This window comes from uncultured Desulfovibrio sp., assembly GCF_944324505.1.
In the GTDB taxonomy this organism is placed as follows: Bacteria; Desulfobacterota; Desulfovibrionia; order Desulfovibrionales; family Desulfovibrionaceae; genus Desulfovibrio.
This window is the reverse complement of the sequence record NZ_CALUWO010000004.1, coordinates 38767-62002: the sequence shown is the minus strand read 5'-3', so window position 1 is coordinate 62002 and position 23236 is coordinate 38767. Positions and strand designations below refer to the sequence as shown.

18 protein-coding genes are annotated in these 23236 nt (G+C 64.5%); 9 read left to right on the top strand and 9 right to left on the bottom strand.

The window, feature by feature from the left end; genetic code table 11:
- Positions 1 to 115 precede the first annotated feature (115 nt).
- Together Q0J57_RS06030 and Q0J57_RS06025 are read right to left on the bottom strand one after the other, a co-directional pair.
- Positions 116 to 4081 (bottom strand): AAA family ATPase, encoded by a 3966-nt coding sequence (locus Q0J57_RS06030; protein WP_297218287.1) that lies wholly within the window; start codon positions 4079 to 4081, stop codon positions 116 to 118.
- The gene (locus Q0J57_RS06025; RefSeq protein WP_297218285.1) at positions 4081 to 5361 is read right to left on the bottom strand and encodes a DNA repair exonuclease; all 1281 of its coding nucleotides are present in this window, start codon (positions 5359 to 5361) and stop codon (positions 4081 to 4083) included. Before Q0J57_RS06025 ends, Q0J57_RS06030 begins: the two co-directional genes overlap by 1 nt.
- A gap of 278 nt (positions 5362 to 5639) precedes the next feature.
- Here Q0J57_RS06025 and Q0J57_RS06020 point away from each other — a divergent pair, with 278 nt between their 5' ends.
- The 7 genes from Q0J57_RS06020 to Q0J57_RS05990 all read left to right on the top strand — a co-directional run bounded on the left by Q0J57_RS06020 (position 5640) and on the right by Q0J57_RS05990 (position 12544).
- Entirely contained in the window at positions 5640 to 6722 is a 1083-nt protein-coding gene (locus Q0J57_RS06020; protein ID WP_297218283.1) for a glycosyltransferase family protein, read from the top strand.
- A 375-nt stretch (positions 6723 to 7097) separates the two neighbouring features.
- Positions 7098 to 8201: an ABC transporter substrate-binding protein gene (locus Q0J57_RS06015; RefSeq protein ID WP_297218281.1), complete on the top strand. Its 1104-nt coding sequence runs from the start codon at positions 7098 to 7100 to the stop codon at positions 8199 to 8201.
- A 78-nt stretch (positions 8202 to 8279) separates the two neighbouring features.
- On the top strand, positions 8280 to 9116 hold the full coding sequence (locus Q0J57_RS06010) for an ABC transporter permease (protein ID WP_297218279.1): 837 nt from the start codon (positions 8280 to 8282) through the stop codon (positions 9114 to 9116).
- Positions 9117 to 9122: 6 nt separating this feature from the next.
- Positions 9123 to 9926 (top strand): ABC transporter ATP-binding protein, encoded by an 804-nt coding sequence (locus Q0J57_RS06005; protein WP_297218276.1) that lies wholly within the window; start codon positions 9123 to 9125, stop codon positions 9924 to 9926.
- Between the two features lie 2 nt (positions 9927 to 9928).
- Positions 9929 to 10693 carry an acyl-CoA dehydratase activase gene (locus Q0J57_RS06000; RefSeq protein ID WP_297218274.1) on the top strand — a complete coding sequence of 255 codons (765 nt, stop codon included), beginning with the start codon at positions 9929 to 9931 and terminating at the stop codon, positions 10691 to 10693.
- 187 nt (positions 10694 to 10880) lie between these two features.
- Complete coding sequence (locus Q0J57_RS05995) at positions 10881 to 12014, top strand: double-cubane-cluster-containing anaerobic reductase (protein ID WP_297218272.1); 1134 nt, start codon at positions 10881 to 10883, stop codon at positions 12012 to 12014.
- Positions 12015 to 12100: 86 nt separating this feature from the next.
- The gene (locus tag Q0J57_RS05990; RefSeq protein WP_297218270.1) at positions 12101 to 12544 is read left to right on the top strand and encodes an acyl-CoA thioesterase; all 444 of its coding nucleotides are present in this window, start codon (positions 12101 to 12103) and stop codon (positions 12542 to 12544) included.
- A 194-nt stretch (positions 12545 to 12738) separates the two neighbouring features.
- On the opposite strand, the gene Q0J57_RS05985 is transcribed toward Q0J57_RS05990, so the two are convergent.
- The 6 genes from Q0J57_RS05985 to der all read right to left on the bottom strand — a co-directional run bounded on the left by Q0J57_RS05985 (position 12739) and on the right by der (position 19197).
- A complete protein-coding gene (locus Q0J57_RS05985) occupies positions 12739 to 13443 on the bottom strand; it encodes an ABC transporter ATP-binding protein (RefSeq protein ID WP_297218268.1) in 705 nt (234 codons plus the stop codon).
- Positions 13436 to 14224: an ABC transporter ATP-binding protein gene (locus tag Q0J57_RS05980; protein WP_297218266.1), complete on the bottom strand. Its 789-nt coding sequence runs from the start codon at positions 14222 to 14224 to the stop codon at positions 13436 to 13438. The genes Q0J57_RS05985 and Q0J57_RS05980 overlap by 8 nt, the downstream gene beginning before the upstream one ends.
- A complete protein-coding gene (livM, locus tag Q0J57_RS05975; protein ID WP_297218478.1) occupies positions 14221 to 15447 on the bottom strand; it encodes a high-affinity branched-chain amino acid ABC transporter permease LivM in 1227 nt (408 codons plus the stop codon). Before livM ends, Q0J57_RS05980 begins: the two co-directional genes overlap by 4 nt.
- Before the next feature lie 5 nt (positions 15448 to 15452).
- Positions 15453 to 16361: a branched-chain amino acid ABC transporter permease LivH gene (locus Q0J57_RS05970; RefSeq protein WP_297218264.1), complete on the bottom strand. Its 909-nt coding sequence runs from the start codon at positions 16359 to 16361 to the stop codon at positions 15453 to 15455.
- 85 nt (positions 16362 to 16446) lie between these two features.
- Positions 16447 to 17580 (bottom strand): branched-chain amino acid ABC transporter substrate-binding protein, encoded by a 1134-nt coding sequence (locus Q0J57_RS05965; RefSeq protein ID WP_297218262.1) that lies wholly within the window; start codon positions 17578 to 17580, stop codon positions 16447 to 16449.
- 246 nt (positions 17581 to 17826) lie between these two features.
- The gene (gene der, locus Q0J57_RS05960) at positions 17827 to 19197 is read right to left on the bottom strand and encodes a ribosome biogenesis GTPase Der (RefSeq protein WP_297218260.1); all 1371 of its coding nucleotides are present in this window, start codon (positions 19195 to 19197) and stop codon (positions 17827 to 17829) included.
- A gap of 250 nt (positions 19198 to 19447) precedes the next feature.
- Here der and Q0J57_RS05955 point away from each other — a divergent pair, with 250 nt between their 5' ends.
- Both Q0J57_RS05955 and feoB read left to right on the top strand, forming a co-directional pair.
- On the top strand, positions 19448 to 19729 hold the full coding sequence (locus tag Q0J57_RS05955) for a DUF2325 domain-containing protein (protein ID WP_297218258.1): 282 nt from the start codon (positions 19448 to 19450) through the stop codon (positions 19727 to 19729).
- Positions 19730 to 19824: 95 nt separating this feature from the next.
- The gene (gene feoB / locus Q0J57_RS05950; protein WP_297218256.1) at positions 19825 to 22026 is read left to right on the top strand and encodes a ferrous iron transport protein B; all 2202 of its coding nucleotides are present in this window, start codon (positions 19825 to 19827) and stop codon (positions 22024 to 22026) included.
- A 203-nt stretch (positions 22027 to 22229) separates the two neighbouring features.
- Here the strand turns inward: feoB and Q0J57_RS05945 are convergent, their stop codons facing one another.
- Positions 22230 to 23228 (bottom strand): methyltransferase, encoded by a 999-nt coding sequence (locus tag Q0J57_RS05945; protein ID WP_297218254.1) that lies wholly within the window; start codon positions 23226 to 23228, stop codon positions 22230 to 22232.
- Positions 23229 to 23236 lie beyond the last annotated feature (8 nt).

Below are 23236 nucleotides of genomic sequence, written 5' to 3'. Positions count from 1 at the left end.
GGCAAAAGCTTTGTGCTGCTGTGAGGTAAATGCAGAGCAACAAGGCTGAGGGCATGCTCAGCCTTGCCATCTCTTCATCACTATAGTTTTTGGATTTTTAGAGGGAGGTCTGCATTTATTGCCGGCTGATGCTGCCGCCGGCCACGCGGAACAGCGCACAGTCGGGCTGCTGCTGGCGCAGCAGGTCCGCCATGTGCGGGTGGCAGGTAAAATAGAGCAGCTGATGCGCCCGGCCATGGCGTCCGGTGGTCAGGTTCACAAAGGTCTGGGCCGTGCGGCTGGCCCGCTGGGGGTCAAAGTTTACCAGTACGTCATCCATGATGACGGGCAGGGGCGTGGCCCGTTCGGCGTGATTGAGAATATAGGCCAGTCGCAGGGACAGATAGGCCTGTTCCTGTGTGCCGCGGCTCAGGGCCTCGGGGGGCAGCGCTTCGCCGTTCAGGGGCAGGATGCGCAGGCTGGTATCGTCCAGCGAGGCCGTGATGCCGCGCCAGGTTCCGCCGGTAATGGCAGCGAAAATCTCCGACGCCAGGCGAATGACCTGCGGCTGGCGTTCCCGTTCAAAGGTCTGCTTGGCCGTCAGCAGCAGTTCCCGGGCCAGCGCCAGGCGCGACCACTGCATGGCCAGCTGGCGCATGCTTTCCCGTTGTGTGGCTTCCTGCTGGCGCAGGCGGGCCAGGTCATCCGCCGAGGCCAGATGCCGCACGCGCACGGAAAGATCGGCCACCTGGGCGGACAGCTGCTGCTCTTCCTCCTGCAGCCGTTCCAGCTCGGCAGACAGGACATCGCAGTGCCGGGCCTGCTCGTCGTGGTCATCGCGTGCAAAGGAGGCCAGAAAGTCGTCCAGCGGCGTCTGCCCGGCGGCCAGGCGCAGATTTTCCCCGTAGCTCTGGTGCAGGCGCTCGGTGGCCCGCCGCTCTTCCAGAACGGCAGCCATCCGGAGGAAGTCGTCCGCATCACGGGTTCCGGCCATATCCAGCAGGGCCTGTTCGTCGTGGCGGGCTTCGTCCAGCGCCGCCCGTGCGGCCCTGCATTCGTCGTCCTCTTCGGCCAGCAGGCTGTCCAGCCGGCGGCAGTCCGCCTGCAGGGCAGCAGCCTCTTCTGCCGCCGTCAGGGCGTCATCCAGGGCTTCCGTCCAGTCCGCTTCTGCGTTGCCGTCCTGGTCGGGCAGGGGGCGTCCCAGGCTGATCAGCAGGTCCCGCAGGGGAAGGCGCAGGGCGTCCACATCCTGCCCGGTCTGGCGCAGGGTGGCGTCGGCACGGTCCAGCCGGCTTTCCAGCGACAGGCAGGTCTCCATGCAGTGCAGGGCCTTGCGCACGGTTTCCGGATCAAGATCAGTGCCCAGTCCCAGGCCTTCCAGACAGGCGGCCCAGCCGGCCTGTGCGCTTTCCAGTCGTTCCCGGGCAGCATCCAGCTGGGAGGCGGCCTGCGCCTGCTGCTGACGGGCGCGATCCCGCCCGCTTTCCTGCTGGCGCAGGGCGGTTGCGGCACGTATGCGCTGTTCGCGCAGGGCGTCGGCATCCCGGCAGGCATCCAGGGCCTGGCGCCCCGCGTCCAGCAGGGCATCGGCACCGGCCGAGTCGCCGGCGCGCCGGGCCACGGCGGGGATGGCGCGCAGCCGGGCTTCATGATGGGCCAGTTCCGCCTTGAGGGCAGCCAGTTCCGCCTCGGCATTTTCCACCATGTCCCAGGTGGTGCGGGCGGCCTCCACCCGGGTAAAGAAGTTTTCCGCATTGTCCGGTGTGGGCACCTGGCGCACCCCCAGCATGGTCAGGCATTCCTGCCAGCGCAGCGGCGCGCGCCGGGCTTCCCGCTCCTGTTCCTGCGCCTTCTGGTGCAGGGCCTCGTAACGGCTGCGCAGCTGGTCCAGCTCCTGTCGCAGGCTGTCGGCATCCCGGCGGCTGCGTTCCCGCGTGAAGCACAGTTCGCGCTTGCGTTCCAGCAGCACTTCCACGGTTTCCAGGGTATCGGGGTCCATGCTGTCCACCCCGGCATCACGGCAAAGCTGTCCGGCGCGTTTTTCCAGGTCGGCCACGTGCCGGTCGCAGTCCTGACAGCGGCTTTCCAGCTGACGGCGCTCCTGCCGCAGACGGCGGGCTTCCGGCCCGTTGCGGCGGGGCAGACCCCCGCCCAGGGCCATGACGCCGCAGAACAGCACCAGATAGCCGGACCACAGGGTCATGGGCAGGGACAGGCCATGAGGCAGCGGGAGACTTTCCAGGCCCCAGTACCAGCGCCCGCCCAGCATGCCCAGTCCCAGCAGGATGAACAGGATGCCCAGCATCATGAGGGCCATGTTCTTCACCGGGGCGGGGTCCTTTTCCGCCTCCAGGCGGTCCCGCAGTTCCCGGAGGCGCTCCTGCTCTGTGGTCAGGGAGGCGGTCAGGGAGCGCAGGGAGCGCAGGGCAGCGGCGCGGGCATCCAGGGCTTCGCGGGAGGGTCCGGCAATGGCCCGTTCTTCCTCGCGCAGCCGGTCCAGGCGGCCTTGCAGGGTCTGCATGCTGTGCAGAACCTGATCCGTTTCCTGCCGGGCTTCCTGTGCCGCGTGCTGGGTCTCCCGCACGTGGCGGGCCAGCTTCAGGGCCTCGTCGCGCTGGTCCAGCAGGCGGTCCAGGCGTTGCGGGGCATTGCCGCTGCCCATGCCCAGCCGCTCTTCGGCCCGGGTGAAGGTCTGGCGGGCCTGCTGCACGGCCCGTTCCCGTCCCGGGAGGCGCTGGCGGCCTTCTTCCAGCAGGGCCAGCGTCTGGCGCAGACGGTCGCGCTCCGCCTCGTCCAGTTCGGCCTCGTCCTGCGGCAGCTGCTCCAGCGTGGCGGCGGCGGTGGCCACCTCGCGCTGCCAGAGGTCCACATCGGCATGGGCCTTGTCCAGGGCATCCAGGGCGGTGGTATGGGCCGTGCGGGCTGTGTGCAGCTCGTCGGCCAGGCGTTCCAGATTCTTGTCGGCAAAGACGCCCCTGTCCGTGCGGCGGATGCGCTCACAGTCCCAGTGCGGGCCAAGGCGTTCCAGCTCGCGGGCAAGATCGGCGGCCAGGCGCGTCCGCTCGTCCCGCAGGCGGGGCAGGGAGGACAGCGCCTGCCGGTAGCTGCTCTTGCGTTCGGCCAGGGAGCGCAGGGCGGGCAGCGCTTCCAGCAGCGCCGCATGGGGCACAAGGGCCTGGCGGCGCTGGCGGAGGCTGTTCCGCTTTTCCTCATGGGCCGCCAGGCTGCGTTCACAGGCCTGCCGCGCCTCCTGCGCACGGGCCAGACGCGCCGGTCCGTCTTCGGGAAAGGTGGGGCTGATCACGGGAAAGCTGCGCAGGCGCTGGCCGGTCTTGCGCCATTCGTCCCACTGCTGCCAGACGTCAAGGCGGCGCTGGGTCTGCCGGCGCTGGTCCTCCAGGGCGGTACGCCGCTGGCGCAGGGCATCCAGGTTTGCCCGGCACTGGCGGCAGCGGCTGGCCAGCTCGTCATAGGTGGCAGCCTCGTCCCGGGCGGCCCGCAGGGTGGCGCGCAGCTTTTCCAGGCTGGACAGTTCGCTGTTGAGGGGGGGCTTACTGGCGCTGGGCTTGAACAGGGCATCCCGGCGGCTTTCCAGCGTCTTGAGGGCTTCCACGGGCGAGCGCAGCCCCGTGCCGAAGCTGGCGCCGTAAAGGGCATTGCGCACGCCGTCTCCGGTAAGGCTGTCAAAGGTCTGGAGTTCATACAGGCTGAAGCCGAAGACATTACGGTAGACATCGCGATTGATGCCGAACAGCAGCTGTTGCAGCACGCTGCTGTCCAGGGGATTGCCCGCGTTGTCAGCCAGGGTCAGCAGGCCGCCCCCCTGTCCGGGGCGCCGGGTGAGGTGGATGGTGCCCAGGGCAGGGTCCTCCAGGCAAAGGGTTCCGCCGGGGCGTCCGCCGTGCAGGACAGGCGGAATGCGCCGGGCCTCGCGGCTGCGGGGATCGGGATAGCCCGCCAGGGTGGTGCGCAGAAATTCCAGGCAGGTGGACTTGCCGGCCTCGTTTTCGCCCAGAAAGATGCTCAGTCCGGGCGGCAGGTCATCGACCTGCACATGGGAAAAGATGCCGAAGCCGTCCATATGAAAGGCGCGTATGAACATCAGCGTTCCTCCAGCAGATCCATGCACAGGCGCTCGGCTTCCTCCAGCAGCCGGAGGGTTTCGGCCTCGTCCGGCTGGCTGAGCACATGGCGCAGGCGGTTGTGTCCGAAAAGGGGCGTCAGGGCGGCATGCCCCACCTCGCGCAGTCGCTGCGGCTCCTGCCGCAGACGCTGGGCCAGGCGCAGGGTTTCGCCCAGCAGGTCTTCGCGCCGCAGGTATTCGTCATGATCGGCCAGGGGGCGGGTTTCCGGCAGCAGGTCCTTGACCCAGACCCGCGGCGAGGCAGAGGCCAGATAGCCCATGCGTTCCTGCAGGTCCGTCAGGGTGGCGGGGTCCCGCAGCTCGCTGTCCAGCGGGGTTCGTCCGGTCAGGACAACGCGCACCAGCAGGGCCTCGCAGGCGGGGTCCAGCCCGCCGGCCGTGGTTTCCAGCAGGCTGCCCAGGCGTTTGTCCACCTCGTCCAGGCGTTGGGTGCCGTCCACATCCAGGGTGAGCTGTTCCCACTGTACCGGGGCCAGGGCATGGAATTGCGCCGAGCAGCGCCAGCCGTCGTCCTGGGCGCGGGCCGTGACCAGAAGGCAGCCGCGCGGTCCGGTTTCTCTGATGTGCAGGCCCTGCGTATTGCCGGCATAGGCCAGAAAGGGCATTTCCTCCCACAGGGTGCGCTGGTGGATGTGCCCCAGCGCCCAGGCATCCAGGCCGCTCTGGCGCAGATCCTCCAGCGAGCAGGGGGCGTACCGGTCGCTCTTGGCCAGATTGTCCAGTGTGCAGTGCAGGACGCCCAGCTGGAAGCAGTCCTGTCCGGCATCCCGCCGGAAAAGGCGGGCGAGATTGCGGCTTTCCTTGTCGCGGGCATGGCTGATGCCATGCACCACCGCCAGGGGCAGGCCGTTTTTTTCCAGCAGGTGATGTTCCGGCTCCGGGCCGAAAATGGTCACATTGGCAGGCCAGTCCACGGCGGACAGGCGCGAGGACAGGGGGTCGTGATTGCCGTGGGCCACAAAAACCCGGATGCCGGAGGCCTGGAGGCGGGCGCAGCCGTCGCGCAGGGCAAGCTGCGCCCTGACGCTGTACTGTTCCTGATTGTAGATGTCGCCTGCCAGCACCAGAAAGTCCGGCCGTTCTTCCTCGCAGAGGCGGAAAAGGCGATCCAGAGCGGTGAAGGTGGCGTCCTGCATGAGGCGGGAGAGCTGCCCCTCCCGGACCAGCTCGCGGGACAGTCCCTGAAAGGGGGTATCCAGGTGCAGGTCTGCCGCATGTACATACCGCACAATATCCATGCATGCCTCGCTGGATGGAGTGAAAAGAGGAAGAACTCTAGGCTTTTTCCGCCGGCATGACAAGAAGCCTCCCGGCGAAGCGCAGACGGTCTGCCACGGTGGCGCCCGCTGTTGACGACGCCTGATGCCGCTGCTAGGGTCAGCGCGCATGCCCTGTGCCGGCGCGGGCGGCGGCCTGCCCGCATGCCGGAACGGTGCCCGGAGCGGCGCTCTGCCGCTGGTCTGCCGGCGCCGTTTGCCTGCGGGGCGGGACTGGCCGCGGCAATGCAGGAGGAACTATGGCCCGGATTCTTTATGGCATTCACGGTACGGGGCACGGCCACGCCATGCGCGGGCTGACCATTGCCCGCCGCCTCGGCAGACATGAATTTCTCTTTGTGGCCAATGATGATGCCCCGCGTGTGCTGGAGCCGGAATTTCCTGTCCGGCGCATTCCCAATCTGGGCACGGTCTTTCGCAACTATCAGGTGGACCTGGGGGCCACCGTGCGGCGGGCTGTGCCGCTGCTCTGGCACCGGGAGCGCTATATACGGGAAGTGCTGCGCATCATTGACCAGTTCAAGCCCGACGTCTGCATGACGGACCTGGAATATTTTGTGCCGCGCGCCGCAGAACGGGCCGGCCTGCCCTGCCTTACCCTGGATCATCAGCATGTCATCACCTGCTGCCGCCACCACCTGCCCCCGGACATGTGGTGGGACACCTTTCTGCAGGGGCTGACACCGCGCTATCTCTTCCGTCCCACGGCGCACAATCTTGTGGTGTCCTTCTATCAGCCGCCCGTGCTGCCGCGCTATCATGCCCGGGTGGTGCCGCCCATTCTGCGCCAGCGGGTCCTGGACCTGCAACCGCGCGATGACGGGCATGTGCTGGTGTATCAGAGCAATTCCACCCATCGCCGTCTCATCGACTTTCTGCTCCAGTCCACAGGGCGCACCTGCTATGTCTATGGCTATGACCGCACCGAGGGCCGCGAGGGCAATGTCATTTTCAAGAAAAAGAGCGAGGAGGAATTCCTTGCCCTGCTGGAAGGCTGCGCCTATGTCATCCAGGGTGGCGGCCATACCCTCATGACCGAGGCCCTGTATCTGGGCAAGCCCATTCTGACCCTGCCGCTCAGGGCCATGGTGGAACAGCGTTTCAATGCCCTGTACATCGAGCGCCTGGGTTACGGCATGCAGGCCGACATGCGTACCCTGACGCCGGACCTGCTGCACCGTTTCGAGGCCGGCCTGCCCGGATTCCGGGCCGCCATTGCCGGCGGCCGCTTCTGTGGCAATGATCTGGTCTTCGGTCTGGTGGACAGCTTCATCCGCAGTGGCAGTCTGCCGGACAGCGGCGAACCTGCCGTGCAGGAGTAGGTCCCGCCGTCATTTCTCCGGCCATCTCTGAGCAGCCGCCTTTCTGACGCAGGGGGCTTTACATTGCCGGTTTCCCCCCGTATGCTGGGGGGAAGTCTTTTGGCATATGCTGTCTGGAGGTCATGTGCTGCCGGAACATTGTCATCCCCTTTCGGGTCTGACCTGACGTTGTCTGTGGTGGGGCTGTATGTCCTTGTCGCCGCAGACGGTCTGCTGACGTGCCCTTGCCGGGTACGGTTCCGTTTTTCGACCAGGTGCTCCCCACCACACACCGCGCAGTCTGGCGCGGTTTTTTTGTGTCTGACGGCGGAATGGTTCCGCTGTTGCCGCGGCCTGACGGCCGCGCTGAATACCATCAAACGCGGGAGTTGCCTTATGGTACGATCCTTCCTTTTTCGCGGTCTGGCCGCTGTGTGCCTGACCCTGTTCGCCGCGGCCGGCGCCGTGGCGGCCGAACTGCCGGCTTTCAAGACCGGCTTTATTTTCACCACGCATCATTCCCCCTTTCTGGTGGCGGCCTCGCAGGGCGAAGCCTTTCGCGATCTGGGCGTGTATCTGAAGCCGCTGGTGGAGCGTGAAAGCTATGAGCTGGTCAAGGACGGCAAGCCCCTGGCCATTCTTGACCTGGTGGTGGCCAAGAGCGGTTCCGAAACCGCCACGCTCTTTGCCCAGAAACATCTGGACATGGGCATTGCCTCCATCACGGCCATCATGGCCGGCATCGACAAGGGAACGCCCATGAAGATCGTCTGCCCGCTGCAAACCGAGGGCATGGCCCTGGTGGTGCCCTCCGCATCGACGCTGACGGGCTGGGATGACCTGCTGAAGCGGGTGCGCGACAGCAAGGAGCCGGTAAAGATCGGTTTCCATTCTCCCACCAGTGCGCCCAAGATCGTGCTGGAAGGCGCGCTGGTGCAGGCCGGTCTCAAGGTGACGCTTGATCCTGCGGACACCAAGGCCGATGTGCTGCTGGTGGACCTGAAGGAAACCAGCAATCTGCTGGCGGCCCTGACGGCTGGCCAGGTGGAAGCCGTGGTGGGGCCGTCTCCCTTCCCCGAAGTGGCCCAGACGCGCGGCGTGGGCAAGGTGCTGGTGGCGCTCAACGACCTGCCGCCGGCCGGGCAGTGGGCCAATTTCCCCTGCTGTGTGGGCGTGGCCTCGCAGGACATGATCGACAAGCACCCCGAAGTGGTGCGTGCCTTTGTGGCGCTCATTTCCCGCGCGGGCGAATGGTGCAATGCGCATCCCCGGCAGGCTGGCGAAATGGCCGCCCAGTGGATCGGCCTGCCGCCGGAAGCCGGGAGCAAGTCCACGCTGGTGTTCCTGAACAGCTTTACGGACAGCTGGCTGCGTGGTGCGGATACCTATCTGCGCATTCTTGACGGCATGCACAAGTTCAGCGGCAGTCTGGCCGGGCGCACGTTGCAGCAGTGCCGGGGCCAGCTGATCAACGACGCCTTCCTGGACAAGGGCAAATAGCCATCGGGCACACGTATTGCCCCGCGGCAGCGGCCGGGCCGCCTGCCGCGGGGCTTTCCTCAACTGACGGGGCTGCGCATGCGGACACGCATTTTCTTTCTGATGGCACCGGCGCTGGTGCCTGTCCTGTTTTTCATTTTTTGGGAAGGCATGGCCGATGCCGTGAACAACAGCCTGATCCTTCCCACCCTGGAAGAGATCGGCTCCCTGCTGGCGCATCCGTTCACGGCGGTCATCGGCATGGGAACGCTGGCGGGCAATATTGCCATCAGCCTGGTGCGCGTTCTTTGCGGGTATGCAGCGGCGGTGCTCATCGGGGTGCCGCTGGGGGTGGCCATGGGCTATTACGCCGGCCTGCACCGCCTGCTCAATCTTTTTCTGGGCATGTTTCGTCCCATTCCGCCCCTGGCCTGGGTGCCGCTGGTCTTGGCCTGGTTCGGCGTGAGCAGTCTGGCCACGGTCATGGGGTTGCCCCGCTCGGCGCTGTACTATTATTGCAATAATCTGAAGATTTCCATGCTGTTCATTATCTTCATCGGCGCGCTTTTTCCCATCCTGACCAGCTCTGTGCACGGCGTGCAGACCGTCAGCCGCATTCTGGTGGATTCCGCCCGGGTGCTGGGAGCGTCGGAAAAGGATATTTTCCTCAAGATTCTGCTGCCCGCCGCGGCGCCCTCCATTGTCAACGGCCTGCGCATCGGCCTTGGCGTGGCCTGGATGTGTCTGGTCTCGGCGGAAATGCTGCCCGGCAGCCTTTCGGGAGTGGGCTATCTCATCACCCATGCCTACACCGTGGGCCGCACGGATGTGGTCATTGCCGGCATGATCAGCATCAGCGTGGTGGGCGCGCTGCTGGACCTGGGCTTTCAGTGGGTGGAACGGCGCAAATATGCGTGGAAACAGCTTTCCCGGTAGGCTAGCATGGACAATATCGTGATTTCCGCCCGCCATGTGGGCAAGACGTTCCGTCTGGGCGACAGCCAGATGACAGCGCTCAAGGACCTGTCCCTGGATGTGGAGGAAAATGCCTTCATCTGTATTGTGGGACCCAGCGGCTGCGGCAAGTCCACCTTTCTGCGCATGGTGGCCGGTCTGGAATCGGCCAGCAGCGGGCACATTTTCTACAGAAACGAGCCGGTGCGCGCGCCGCGCCGTGAAGTGGGCATGGTCTTTCAGGAATATTCCCTGCTGCCCTGGCGCACGGTGGAGGACAATGTGTCGCTGGGGCTGGAATTTGCCGGCAGATCACGCGGGGAGCGCCGCAGGGCCGCGCGTGACTATCTGGAGCTGGTGGGTCTTGCCGCCTTTGGCCGGGCCATGCCCTACGAGCTGTCCGGCGGCATGCGTCAGCGGGTGGCCATTGCCCGCGCGCTGGCCAATGAGCCGGATGTGCTGCTCATGGATGAACCCTTTGGCGCGCTGGACGCGCATACGCGCATTCTTCTGCAACGGGAGCTGCTGCGCATCTGGCAGAAGCACCGGACTACCATCCTCTTTGTGACCCATGGCGTGGATGAGGCCGTGTATCTGGCGGACCGCGTGGTGGTCATGTCCGCGCGCCCCGGCGAGGTGCGGGCCGTCATTCCCGTGGACCTGGCCCGGCCCCGGGACCGGGGTGACCCGGCCTATGCCCGCCTGACGGCATCCATCCTGGATATGCTTGACGCGGGAAATCAGATGCGTCCGGCAGAAGCAGACGCGGCAGCGCCGTGCAGGGAGGCATGAGCATGGCAGTAGCAGGTGTGGATGTGGGGTCTGTGGCGGCCAAGGCCGTTATCTGGGATGCCCGGGCCGGCAGGATGCTGGGGCGGGCCGTGCTGCCCACGGGCTGGAATGCGCGCGAAGCCGGCGAAAGCGTGTTGCAGGCTGCCTGCGAGCAGGCTGGTCTGTCCCGCAGCAGCCTGACCCGCGTGGTGGGAACGGGCTATGGGCGCATTTCCCTGCCCTTTGCGGACCGGGTGGTGACGGAGATTTCCTGTCATGCCAGGGGCGCTTGCCGGCTCTTTCCGGCCACGGGCGTGGTGCTGGACATTGGCGGCCAGGACAGCAAGGTCATTGCAGTGGAGGAGGGAGCCGTGCAGGATTTTGTCATGAATGACAAATGCGCGGCCGGTACCGGGCGTTTTTTGCAGGTGCTTTCCGGCATTCTGGACATGGATCTGCCGGCACTGGGGCGCGCAGCCGAGCGGGGCAGGCCCGTACCCATTTCCAGCATGTGCGCGGTCTTTGCCGAAACGGAAATCATCGGCCTGCTGGCCCAGGGCACCGCGCCGGAAGATATTGCGGCAGGGGTTTTTCTGTCCATTGCGCGTCGCATGCGTGGACTGGCGGCGCGCATTCCCCTGCGGGGGGAATGTACCTTTACGGGGGGGCTGGCCATCAGCCCGGCCTTCAGCCGCCTGCTGGCGGAAGAACTGGGCGTGGCCGTCAATGTGCCCCCTGATCCCCAGATTGTGGGCGCCCTGGGGGCCGCCCTGGTGGCGGCCGGTTAGGCCGCCCGCACGTGCCCTGTGGGAAAAGGGCCGCAGGAGGATTGCCGGGCCGCCCGCGGTGCCGGACGGGCGTGGCCGTTCCGGCGTGCCATGCGGAGAAGTCTCCCTATGAAGCCTCCTGCCGGGTACGGAATCATTCAGCATGCGGGAGCGCCCAGCGCAGGCCCGCCTTCAGAAGGAGCAGCCAATGGCCTATGTCAGTCTTGAACAGTTTCGGGATGTCACCAACCGCAATGTGCTGACCCTGCAGGAAGCCCATCAGGCGGGGCGGAAGGTGGTGGGGCAGTACTGTATTTATTCTCCCCTGGAAATAGCCCTGGCAGCGGGAGCCATTCCTGTTTCGCTCTGCGGGACCAAGCAGGATTCCATTCCTGCGGCGGAAGAGATGCTGCCGCGCAGCCTGTGCCCGCTTATCAAGAGCAGCTTCGGTTTTGCCCTGCAGGACAGCTGCCCCTATCTGGCCGCGTCGGATCTGGTGGTTGCCGATACCACCTGCGACGGGAAGAAGAAAATGTATGAGCTGCTTGCTGCCCGCAAGCCAGTCATGCTCTTGCAGCTGCCGCAGATTCAGGACGAGGCCGCCTTTGCCTACTGGCGGGCGCAGTATGCGCTGCTGGTACAGCGCATGGAGCAGGACTTCGGCGTGCGCATCACGGAGGATGACTTGCAGCGGGCCATGGATCTCACTGCCAGGCTGCGTCATGCCCTGAAGCGAGTGCTGGACCTGGCCAGGCGCAAGCCAGCTCCCCTGCGCGGCATGGACCTGCTGGATATCTGTTTCCGCGCGTCCTTCATGCCGGACTATGAGCAGGCCATCGTGCTGCTGGATGCCATCTGGGAAGAGGTGCAGAAGACGCCGGACGCGGCCATTGCCCATGAAGGCCCCCGCATCCTGCTGACCGGCGTGCCCACCGGTCTGGGATCGCACAAGGTCATTCAGCTGCTGGAAGACTGCGGCGCCAGCGTGGTCTGCATCGACAACTGCACCTGCTACAAGAAGGTCCTGCTCCAGACAGAGGCCCCGGGCGATGCGCTGGATGTGCTGGCCCGGCGCTATCTGGACATGCATTGCGCGGTCATGTCGCCCAATCCCCGGCGCTATACGGTGCTGCGGGAACTGGCGCAGGACTTTGCCGTGGATGCGGTGGTGGATCTGACGTGGCAGGGCTGTCAGCCCTATGACGTGGAATCCTGGAGTGTCAAGAAATTCGTGCGGGAGGAACTGCACCTGCCCTTCCTGCAGGTGGTGACGGACTATTCCAGCACCGATACGGAGCAGCTCAAGGTCCGCCTGGAAGCCTTTCTGGAAATGCTGGCCTGAGACAGCGGCCCCTTCTTGCCAGCACGGGCAGGCGCGGTATAGGCTGTCCGGTGACGGCTGGTTCCCCCGGCCGGAAAGGAGGTCTCATGCGGGTCTTCACGCAACGCCTCACCGTGCAGGCGTCGGACATTGATGTGCAGCAGCGGGTGGGCAACCTGCGCTATCTGGAATGGTTGCAGGATGTGGCCGTGGGCCATTCCGCAGCAGAAGGCTGGGACATGGCCCGCTATGACAGCCTCGGTCAGGGCTGGGTGGTGCGGCGGCATACCATTACCTACCGGCGTCCGGCTCTGCTGGGCGACCAGCTGGTCATGGGCACGTGGATAGCCTCCTTTGCGCACGGCCAGTGCGAACGGCGCACCCTGTTCTGGCGTCCGTCTGACCGGACCGTGCTGGCCGATGCCGCCACCTGCTGGGTCTATATCGACATGCGCAGCGGGCGTCCCATCCGGGTGCCCGAAGCCCTGCGGCAGGCCTTTGTGGTGGTGCCGGATGCCGACGAGGCCCTGCGCTGTGTGCAGGAGGCCTGAGCGCGCCCCGTTGTCTGTCCGTGCACAGCAGACAGTCCCGCTGCGGCACGGCGGGCGGGGGAGATGCCCGCACGCGCGTCACGATTGCAGAAAAAACATGTCGGAAAAACAGAAGACGCCCGCCTTCGCTCATGTGCAAAGGCGGGCGTTTCCTGTCGTGAACATGCGCAGGCATCAGCCGGCGCGTGCTTGCGTTACATACCCAGGTAGGCAGCGCGGATATCCGCACTTTCCAGCAGATGGGCGGCACTGTCGCTCATGACAATGCGTCCGTTTTCCATGACGTAGCCGCGGTGGGCGATGCGCAGGGCCTGATTGGCGTTCTGCTCCACCAGAAAGACCGTGGTGCCGTCGGCATTGACCTTCTGAATGATCTTGAAAATCTGCTGGATGATGATGGGAGCAAGCCCCAGGGACGGTTCGTCCAGCAGCAGCAGCTTGGGCCGGGCCATGAGCGCGCGGCTGATGGCCAGCATCTGCTGTTCCCCGCCGGACAGGGTTCCGCCGGCCTGGCGACGGCGCTGGGCCAGAATGGGGAAGAGATCGAAAACATAGTCCATGTCTTCCCGGATGCCCTGCTTGTCCTTGCGTAGAAAGGCGCCAAGGTCCAGATTTTCCTGCACGCTGAGGTCCGGGAAGATGAGGCGGCCTTCCGGCACCTGCGAAATGCCCAGGGTCACGATTTCGTGAGGGGGCAGGGTATGGATGGGCTGTCCATTCCAGAGAATTTCGCCCTTGCGCGGCCGGTTGATGCCGCAGATGGTCATGAGCGTGGTGGATTTGCCTGCCCCGTTGGCGCCGATGAGGGTGACGATTTCACCGTCGTCCACGCGCAGGGACACGTCGCGCAGGGCCTGAATGTTGCCGTAGTAGGTATCAATGCCCTTGACTTCAAGCATCGTCGCTTTCTCCCAGATAGGCCTGAATGACACGGGGGTTGGTGCGCACCTCGGCAGGTGTGCCGCAGGCAATGCGGGAACCGTACTCCATGACGTAGATGCGGTCGGAAAGGGACATGACCATGCCCATGTCGTGCTCGATGAGCAGGATGGAGAGATCATGATCCGCACGCAGACTGCGCACAAGGGTTTCCAGTTCCTGCGTTTCGTGCGGATTCATGCCGGCAGCCGGTTCGTCCAGCAGCAGCATGCGCGGTTCCGTGGCCAGGGCGCGGGCAATTTCCAGACGGCGCTGCGCCCCGTAGGAGAGGTTGCGGGCCGTCTCGTTCCAGAGCGTGTCCAGATGCACGGTTTCCAGCAGGGCGTAGGCGCGGTCAATGGTGTCCTGCTCTTCGCGGCGGGCATGGGCATTGCGCGTCAGCGCGCCCCAGATGCCGGCCGTGGTGCGGCAGTGGCGGCCGATCATGACGTTTTCCAGCACGGTCATGTCGCCAAAGAGGCGGATGTTCTGGAAGGTACGGGCCATGCCCATGCTGGTAATGATGTGCGGCTTGCGGCCGTTGAGCAGCTGTTTGTTACCCTTGCGGTCGTACAGATAGATCTTGCCTTCCGTGGGCGTGTAGATGCCGGTCACGCAGTTGAAGAAGGTGGTCTTGCCTGCGCCGTTGGGGCCGATGAGGGCCACGATTTCGCCCTCGTTGATGGTGATGTCCAGGTCGTTGAGCGCGCGCAGGCCCCCAAAGTCCCGCGACAGGCCAATCACTTCAAGTACGGGATTCATGCGCGTTCTTCCTTCTTTTGCAGGGCCGTGATGTGATACTTGCGCCGTTCGCCGGTCACCAGCCCCTGCGGACGGAAAATCATCATGATGACCATGATGGCGCCGAAGAGGAGCATGCGGTATTCGGAAAAGGCGCGCAGATATTCAGGGGCCAGGATCAGGATGACCGCGGCAATGACCACGCCCACGATGGACCCCATGCCGCCCAGCACCACCATGGAAAGGATCATGGCCGATTCCATGAAGGTGAAGCTGGCCGGATTGATGAAGGTAGTCTTGGCCGCAAAGATGACGCCGGCAAAGCCTGCCCAGCAGGAGCTGAGCGCAAAGGCCGCCAGCTTGACCCTGGCCAGATCGATGCCCATGGCTTCGCAGGCGATTTCGTCTTCACGCAGGGCCTGCAGGGCAAGGCCCACGCGGGAGTTCTTGAGGCGGCTGATGACAATGATGGTCAGGATGACCGCCAGCAGCACCAGATAGTAGATGTAGATGGTATTGCCGGTGATATCCAGTTCCTGGCCGAACAGTCCGGGGCCGGGAATGTTCTTTATGCCGCCGGAACCGCCGGTGAGGCTGGTCCAGTTGAGCAGGGTCAGGCGCACGATTTCCCCGAAGCCCAGCGTCACGATGGCCAGATAGTCACCGCGCAGACGCAGCACCGGAAAGCCGAGGCCCAGACCGAACAGCACGGCCATCAGGCCGCCCACGGGCAGACAGGCCCAGAACCCCAGACCAAAGGCCTGGTTGAGCAGGGCATAGGTATAGGCGCCCACGGCATAGAAGGCCACATAGCCCAGCACCAGCTGGCCGGCAAGCCCCACGGCAATGTTGAGACCCAGCGCCAGCATGACATAGAGCAGGGCCGAGATCATGATATTGGTCTGATAAAAGGAACTCATCAGGGGCATGATGATCATGATCAGCAGCAGCAGGCTCAGGCAGAGGATGCGCGAGCGCAGGCTGCGCACCGGCAGGCGCACCAGCGAGGCCAGGGCCTCTCCGTATTTCCGGGGCAGCTGGACCAGGGGCAGGCCGCGGGACTTGCGGCTGAAGCACCAGTTCCAGAGCATGGACAGAAAGAAAATGCCCACACCCAGCATGATCAGGCGCCCGAAGCGCCATTCCACGGTCTGGTCAACGGTATTGAGCTTGATGCACATGACCGGGAAGGTCAGGAGCATGAACCAGCAGGATGCGACGAGGGCTTTGGTGATATACCGCATCATGGCTACACCTTCTGCACTTTGGCCTTGCCGAGGATGCCGTCGGGCCGGAAGATGAGAATGAGAATGAGCAGGGCAAAGGCCAGCGAATCTTCATAGTTGCCCGACAGGTAGCCGGTGGTGAAACTTTCGGCAATGCCCAGCACCAGGCCGCCCACCACGGCACCCGGAATGGAGCCGATGCCGCCCAGCACGGCGGCGGTAAAGGCCTTGATGCCCGCCAGAAAACCGATGCCGAAATTCACCTGCCCCATGTGCGAGGCAATGAGCACGCCGCCCAGGGCGGCCAGGGCAGAGCCGACGATGAAGGTCAGCGAGATGATGCGGTCGGCATTGATGCCCAGCAGCAGAGCCATCTTGCGGTTCTGGGCCGTGGCGCGCATGGCCTTGCCCATCTTGGTGAAGCGGATGAACAGCGACAGGGCAATCATGGCCAGCATGCTGGTGACAAGGATGAGAAAGTCGCTGGGACCCATGATATTGCCCAGATAGTCCAGAAATTCCATGTCGGGCAGCAGGCGCGGGAAGGGCACGTATTCGGAGGTCTGCGCCAGCAGCACATAGTTTTGCAGGAAAATGGACATGCCGATGGCCGAAATGAGGGGCGACAGGCGGGGCGCGCCACGCAGGGGCTTGTAGGCCACCTTTTCCAGCGTATAGCCGTAGGCCGCACTCCAGACAACCGCCGCCAGCGCGGCAACGATAAGAATGCCGCCCGCCGGAAAGCCCATGATACCCAGAACGCCGGCCACGAGCAGGGCCGTGAAGGCACCCAGCATGTAGATTTCGCCGTGGGCAAAGTTGATCAGCTCGATGATGCCGTAAACCAGCGTGTAGCCGAGGGCGATGAGCGCGTAAATGCTGCCGCGCGTCAGACCGCCGAAGAACAGTTCGATAAAATACTGGAAGTCCATGCGTTACGGGGGGCTTGCGGTTTACCCGTGGCGCAGACGGGCAAAAAGGGCGCGGAGACCATGTCCCCGCGCCCGAGCGCCAGGATTAATGCAGGGTGACGCTGTGGGAGGTTTCCACAAACTTGCCGCCCTTGACTTCATAGATGGACAGGCCGAGACCGGCGGCATCGCCGCTCTTGTTGAAGGTCAGCTTGCCCAGGGGGGTATCCACGCTGTTGGTCTTGAGGGCTTCCATCAGCTTGGCGGTGTCGGCGTTTTCGCCGGCCGTTTCAATGGCACGGAGAATAGCCTGCATGGCGGCATAGGCATTGTAGTAGCCAAAGCCGGGTTCGCTGCCGAAGCGGGCCACGTGGGCTTCACGGGCCTTCTTGTACATTTCCAGAGAGCTGGTGTCCTTGGGATAGGAGGCCAGCACGCCTTCGCTGTCCTTGCCGGTCATCTTGAGGAAGGTTTCGTCCTTCACGCCGTCAGGGCCGATCAGGGGGGTCTTCACGCGGTCGCGGCGCATCTGCTGCACCAGCTTGGAGGCGGTGTTCTGATAGCCGCCGAAGACGAGCACGTCGGGCTTGGCACGGCGCAGCTTGCGCACCACGGAAGAGAAGTCCACCGCATCGGGGGTCACGGCTTCAAACAGCACGGTTTCGATGCCGGCATTTTCCAGGATTTTGCGGTTCTGTTCGGCAAAGCCCTTGCCGTATTCGCCGTTGTCGTGCAGGTAGGCCACCTTCTTGGCCTTGAGCACGTCACGGATGTAGCTGCTGGTGAGCTGGGCCTGGGCATTGTCGTTGGCCACGGTGCGCAGGAAGAGGGGATGCTTGCCTTCCAGGGTCAGGGCCGGCGTGGTGGCCGTGGGAGAAATGCTGATGATGTCGGCGCTTTCAAACATGGGCAGGGCGGCATTGGTGGCGCCGGAGCAGATGGGGCCCATGACCATGCGCACCTTGTCGGAAATGAGCTTGGTGGCGGCATTGGTGGACAGTTCGGGCTTGCACTGGTCGTCCTGGGCCACCAGTTCGATCTTCTTGCCGTTGATGCCGCCCTTGGCATTGGCTTCATCAATGACGATCTTGGCCGCGTTGAGGCTGGGCACGCCGTAGGAAGCCAGGTCGCCGGAATGGGCGCCCTGGACGCCGATCTTGATGGTGTCGGCAGCGAGGGCCGGGGAGGCCAGGGCCACGGTCAGGGCCGTGGCAGCCAGCCAGAGGATACCTTTTTTCATCGCTCTTCTCCTCACGAAAAAAAGTTGCACACGAGCACGCCGCGGGAATATTCCCTGGCGCCTCGCAAAATGGAGCTTTGAACCTAGCCCTAGACGCCGGGAGATGTCAACGAATCCCGCCGGCGGGGGACGGAAAAAAGCAATACCGGCTGCCGGAAGAGGGACAGCGTTACAAAAGGCACAAGCAGGACGGCCCATTGCGGCGGTACGGGCTGTTCCGGGGGCGGTTCCAGAGTGCTCCCTTGTCTAGCCCCTGTCCTTCTTGTGGCTGGAACGCAGGTGCAGACGCATGGGCGCATGCTGAATGCCGAATATCTTGCGCAGGGAACGTTCCAGATAGCGGGCATAGCTTTCGGGAACGCGGTCCGCATCACTCACAAAGAAGACAAAGGTGGGCGGCTGGGTTTCGGCCTGGGTAAGGTAGAAGAACTTGGCCCGCACGCGCTTGACCACCGGCGGCTGATGGCGGGTAAGCACTTCTTCCATGGCCCGGTTGAGCTGCCCGGTGGGCACGCGCACCGCGCATTCCTCATGAATGCGGCGCGCCATGGGCAGAATCTTGTCCAGGCCCCTGCCCGTAAGGGCAGACACGGGCAGCAGCGGCACATGCGGGCAGAAGGCCAGCATTTCGCGCACGTTCTTTTCCAGCTGGCGCAGGGTTCCGGCGGGCACCAGGTCGCATTTGTTGACAAGCACCATAAAGGGCGTCTTGCGGGTGTCCAGCAGGTCCATGAGGCGCTTGTCCTGCTGGCTCACGCCCTGGGTGGCGTCCAGCGTAAGCAGGGTGACCTGGGCCTTGCTGGTGGACTTGAGGGCCGCATTGACCGAATACTTTTCCACAATATCCGTGATGCGGGTGCGCCGGCGCACACCGGCCGTATCCACAAAGACATAGTCCTGCCCGCCCTGCTGAAAGCGCACATCCACGCTGTCGCGGGTGGTGCCCGCCACATCGGAAACGATCATGCGTTCTTCCCCGGACAAGGCATTGATGAGGGAAGACTTGCCCGCATTGGGGCGGCCCAGCATGGCCAGGCGCAGGGCGGGGTCTTCCGGGCTTTCTCCGGCGTCGGGGCGCAGCTCTTCGGGCACAAGGGCGGCCAGTTCGTCCGTCAGGGCGCGGATATTGTGCCCGTGCTCGGCGGAAACGGCCAGCACCGGAAAGCCCAGGCGGTGAAATTCGGCCAGCAGCTCGTCTTCCCGTTCCAGGCCGTCCACCTTGTTGACCACGCAAAGGGTGGGCAGGCCCATGCGGCGCACGTGCGCCGCCAGAAATTCATCCAGGGGCAGCAGGCCGTCCCGGCCGTCCACCACAAAGGCCACGGCGCAGGCTTCCTTCATGGCGGCCTCGGCCTGGCGCAGGATGTCCGCCTCAAAGCCGCGGATGCCTTCCGGGCCTTCGGTAACGGCGGCATGGGCATCCAGGGTGATGCCGCCCGTATCCACCACGGCAAAGGCCGGCCGGCCGTTGCGGCGGACGATGCCCTCCATGCGGTCGCGGGTAACGCCGGGCCTGTCGTGAGTAATGGCCCGATTGCTGCGGATAAGGCGATTGAACAGGGTGGATTTGCCCACGTTGGGGCGCCCCACCAGAACGATGCTGGGAAGCGTGGCCATGAACGCCCTCGTGCTGACTAAAGAAATATGACCGGCCGCCAGGCGGCGGCTGGCCGCAGGGAATCGCACTTGTTACCACCGAATGCCCGGAAAGGGAAGAGGACAGTGCCGCACCCGGCCCGGGGGGGGAGCGGACATTCTGCAAAAAAACAGGGGGCATTTGTGTTGACATTGAAATTCTTTTTCAATTATAACCGGGCTGGGCAGAACGAGAACCCGTGCCCCGCACGGGAAGCAAAAGGAGATTGCCATGTGCGTTACCCTTATTGGTGGAATGGACCGGCTGAAGCAGGACTATATTGCCGCGGCCCGCGAGGGCGGAGCCAGGCTCAAGTGCATTGCCCGCAATGAACGCAATTTTACGGACAAGATCGGCACCCCGGATGCCATCATCGTCTTTACCAACAAGATTTCTCATGAGGCCAGGCGCAAGGCCCTGGAACATGCGCGCGCCCACCGCATACCCATTCATATGGTGCATTCCTGCGGCGTGTCATCGCTGCGGGAGTGTCTGTCCAGCCGGCTGGCTTGACAGGTACGGACAAATGGAGCATGAATAAGCGGAAATGAATTTCAATTTTTCGGCATCGGCCCAGCGCCCTCTGCCGGACGAGGAGGCACGACGGAATGAGCACGGATGTTCAGCTGCGGCAGGGGGCGTTGCGCATAGCCCTGGCCGGCAACCCCAACTGCGGCAAAACCACGGTTTTCAATGCCTATACCGGTGCGCGGCAGCATGTGGGCAATTATCCCGGCGTCACGGTGGACCGCAAGGAAGGCACCCTGCGTCATGACAACGAGACCGTGACCCTGGTGGATTTGCCGGGCACCTATTCCCTCACGGCCTATTCGCAGGAAGAGATCGTGGCCCGGGCCGAGCTGGCCAGCGGCAACGTGCATGCCGTCATCAACGTGGTGGACGCCTCCGCGCTGGAGCGCAACCTGCTGCTGACAGTGCAGATGATGGAAATGGGCCTGCCGGTGGTGCTGGTCTGCAACATGATGGACGAGGCCCGCAAGGCCGGCATCCATATTGATACGGAGCAGCTTTCGCGCAAGATGGGCATTCCGGTGATTCCGGCCGTGGCGCGCACCGGCGAAGGGCTGGACGAGGCCATGAGCCGGGCCATGCAGCTGGCCCGTGAGGGCCGGACAAAGCCGCTGGTGGTGAACTACGGCGCCGACATCAGCGAGGGCATTGCCGCCATGGAGGCCGTGCTGCGCCGCGAAAATCTGCTGCCCCGCTATGTGCCCCGCTGGGTGGCCGTCAAGCTCATGGAAGGCGACCAGGAAATGCGGCAGGAGGTCTACACCGCCAGCGCCGCGGCCGCCAACGAGCTGGAGGCCATCCGCCGCAAGGTGGCGGAACACATCCGCAGCACGCACAATATGTCCATGGAATCGCACATCACCGACGCCCGCTATGGCTATATCCGCGGCCTGCTGCGTGACGGCGTGCTGCGCCAGGATGAGGGCAAGGACCGCCTGGCCCTGTCCGACAAGCTGGACAAGGTGCTGACCAATGCCTTTTTCGGCCCGCTCATCATGCTGGCCGTGCTCTATGTGGTGTTTCAGGCCACCATCGAAATCGGGGCCTATCCCCAGGGCTGGATCGAGGAGGGCTGCGCCGCCCTGGGCGAGGTCTTTAGCAGGATCATTCCCGAAGGGGACCTGCAATCGCTGGTGGTGGACGGCATCATCGGCGGTGTGGGCGGGGTGCTGAGCTTTGCACCGCTCATCGTCATCATGTTTGCGCTTATTGCCTTCATGGAAGACAGCGGCTACATGGCCCGCATCGCCTACATGATGGACCGCATCTTCCGGGCCTTTGGCCTGCACGGGGCCTCGGTCATGCCCTATGTCATTTCCGGCGGCATTGCGGGCGGCTGCGCCATTCCCGGCGCCATGGCCACGCGCACCCTGCGCAGCCCCAAGGAAAAGCTGGCAACCCTGCTGACCCTGCCCTACATGAGCTGCGGGGCCAAGCTGCCGGTATTTCTGCTGCTGGCGGCGGCCTTTTTCGGGGATCAGGCGCCCACGGTCATGGTGCTTATCATGCTGTCCGGCTGGGTCTTTGCCCTGCTGGTGGCCCGGCTGCTGCGCTCCACCATCATCAAGGGTGAGTCCACGCCCTTTGTCATGGAGCTGCCGCCCTACCGCATGCCCACCCTGTTCAGCGTGCTCATGCACTGCTGGGAACGGACGTGGATGTACGTCAAGAAGGCAGGTACCGTCATTCTGGCCATTTCCATCATCATCTGGGCCGGCCTGACCTATCCGCGCCTGGACGAAAGCGAAGCCGCCCGCTTTGACAGCCAGCTGGAAACGCTGAATACCCAGCTGGAAGCCCTGCCCGAAGGCGATGCCGCCCGCGCGGCCCTGGAAGAGCAGATTGCCCATGTGGAGCAGGAAAAGGGCGCGGCCGAGCTGGCCTACAGCTATGCCGGCCGCCTGGGCAAGGCCATTGAACCGGCAACCCTGCCCGCCGGCTTTGAATGGCGCACGGACATTGCCCTGCTGGCCGGCATTGCCGCCAAGGAAGCGGTGGTGTCCACCATGGGCACGGCCTATTCCCTGGGCGATGTGGACCCCGAAGACGCCAAGCCCCTGGAAACCCTGTTGCAGCAGGCGCCGGGCTGGTCCAAGGCCACCGCGCTGTCGCTCATGCTCTTTGTGCTGCTGTATTCGCCGTGCTTTGTATCGCTGGTGGTCATCCAGCGCGAGGCCGGGGGCTGGCGCTGGCTGTTCTTCAGCATCTTCTTCAATACGGCCCTGGCCTACGGCGTGGCTGTGGTGGCCTACCAGATCGGCAAGGCCGTGTGGGGCTAGGCAGTCCGCTTCCGTCCGTCATGTCAGACCACACCGGGATGCCCCGCGGGGCATCCCGGTTTTCTGTTTTTCTGTATGGTTGCTGTCTGTGGTTCCAGTGCCGTGCCCGTCACGCCGTGCCGGCGTGTGCGCATAGCGGCGTATGCCGCTTTGCACGGAAGGCGACCCGTGCCGCGGTGGGCGGATGGGGCCATGCGCCGGGGCTAGCCGCCCACAACGCCGGCCAGAATGCGGCAGCCCTGGGGCAGGTCCAGCGGCAATACGCGGATATCCCGCGCGCCGGCATCGCGCATGAAGGTCATGAGTTCTCCCTGGGTATAGGCCTGGCCCTCCGGGGTCTGCACCAGCATGTTCATGCCGAACAGCGCCGGATGCGGCGGCCCCGTGCGGTCGTCATCAAGTACAAATTCCTGAATGAGCAGCAGACCGCCCGGCAGCAGGGCCTGCCCGGCCTTGCGCACCACACAGGCCGCCATGCTGGGGGACAGGCTGTGCAGAATCTGCGAAAGCCAGGCAATGTCATGGCCGGCCGGCAGGCTGTCGCGCGTGAAGTCCCCGGCCACAAAGGCAATGCGGTCCTGCATGCCTTCCTCTTCCAGCACCTGCCGGGCATAGGGCCGGGAGGTGGGCAGGTCAAAAACCGTGGCCGTCAGCCCGGGATGCTCGCGGCAGAAGCGCACGGCATAGGCGCCGGTGGCGCCGCCCAGGTCCAGCAGGCGGCGGCGCTGGCCGATGTCGATATGCGGCACGCTGCGGCTGGCCTGGGCATTGGCCACATTGCGCATGCCCATAAGGAACGACTCGTGATCATCGGTGGGGGCCTCGTCCCGGGAGCGCAGCAGGCTGTGCCCGGCCCGCACGGCGCCGGCCAGGTCCAGCCAGCGGGGCGCCAGCCGCCGGTGGTGGCCCACAATATAGCCCAGGTATTCCTTGCGGTCCCGGCACAGATACTGCCGGGCAAAGGGCGTCAAGGCGCACAGGCCGTCGTCTGTGCGGCGCAGCAGCTCCAGCGCGCACAGCGCCGTGATCATCATGTCCAGGCCGCGCGGGCTGCATGCCGTTCGGCGGGCCAGCTCGTCCACGGGCAGCGGCCCGTCCGTCAGCGGAGTAAAGATGTCCAGCTCCATGGCGGCATGCAGGGTAAAACTTTCCCAGAACAGGCCGGAAGACTGCAAAAAGGTCGTGGGGGTCCAGGTGCGCATGGTTCGCC

Excerpts from the sequence above, each read along its gene's own strand:
- Q0J57_RS06030 (WP_297218287.1), bottom strand. The coding sequence starts at position 4,081 with ATGTTCATACGCGCCTTTCATATGGACGGCTTCGGCATCTTTTCCCAT.
- Q0J57_RS06025 (WP_297218285.1), bottom strand. The coding sequence starts at position 5,361 with ATGGATATTGTGCGGTATGTACATGCGGCAGACCTGCACCTGGATACC.
- Q0J57_RS06020 (WP_297218283.1), top strand. The coding sequence starts at position 5,640 with ATGGCCCGGATTCTTTATGGCATTCACGGTACGGGGCACGGCCACGCC.
- Q0J57_RS06015 (WP_297218281.1), top strand. The coding sequence starts at position 7,098 with ATGGTACGATCCTTCCTTTTTCGCGGTCTGGCCGCTGTGTGCCTGACC.
- Q0J57_RS06010 (WP_297218279.1), top strand. The coding sequence starts at position 8,280 with ATGCGGACACGCATTTTCTTTCTGATGGCACCGGCGCTGGTGCCTGTC.
- Q0J57_RS06005 (WP_297218276.1), top strand. The coding sequence starts at position 9,123 with ATGGACAATATCGTGATTTCCGCCCGCCATGTGGGCAAGACGTTCCGT.
- Q0J57_RS06000 (WP_297218274.1), top strand. The coding sequence starts at position 9,929 with ATGGCAGTAGCAGGTGTGGATGTGGGGTCTGTGGCGGCCAAGGCCGTT.
- Q0J57_RS05995 (WP_297218272.1), top strand. The coding sequence starts at position 10,881 with ATGGCCTATGTCAGTCTTGAACAGTTTCGGGATGTCACCAACCGCAAT.
- Q0J57_RS05990 (WP_297218270.1), top strand. The coding sequence starts at position 12,101 with ATGCGGGTCTTCACGCAACGCCTCACCGTGCAGGCGTCGGACATTGAT.
- Q0J57_RS05985 (WP_297218268.1), bottom strand. The coding sequence starts at position 13,443 with ATGCTTGAAGTCAAGGGCATTGATACCTACTACGGCAACATTCAGGCC.
- Q0J57_RS05980 (WP_297218266.1), bottom strand. The coding sequence starts at position 14,224 with ATGAATCCCGTACTTGAAGTGATTGGCCTGTCGCGGGACTTTGGGGGC.
- livM (WP_297218478.1), bottom strand. The coding sequence starts at position 15,447 with ATGCGGTATATCACCAAAGCCCTCGTCGCATCCTGCTGGTTCATGCTC.
- Q0J57_RS05970 (WP_297218264.1), bottom strand. The coding sequence starts at position 16,361 with ATGGACTTCCAGTATTTTATCGAACTGTTCTTCGGCGGTCTGACGCGC.
- Q0J57_RS05965 (WP_297218262.1), bottom strand. The coding sequence starts at position 17,580 with ATGAAAAAAGGTATCCTCTGGCTGGCTGCCACGGCCCTGACCGTGGCC.
- der (WP_297218260.1), bottom strand. The coding sequence starts at position 19,197 with ATGGCCACGCTTCCCAGCATCGTTCTGGTGGGGCGCCCCAACGTGGGC.
- Q0J57_RS05955 (WP_297218258.1), top strand. The coding sequence starts at position 19,448 with ATGTGCGTTACCCTTATTGGTGGAATGGACCGGCTGAAGCAGGACTAT.
- feoB (WP_297218256.1), top strand. The coding sequence starts at position 19,825 with ATGAGCACGGATGTTCAGCTGCGGCAGGGGGCGTTGCGCATAGCCCTG.
- Q0J57_RS05945 (WP_297218254.1), bottom strand. The coding sequence starts at position 23,228 with ATGCGCACCTGGACCCCCACGACCTTTTTGCAGTCTTCCGGCCTGTTC.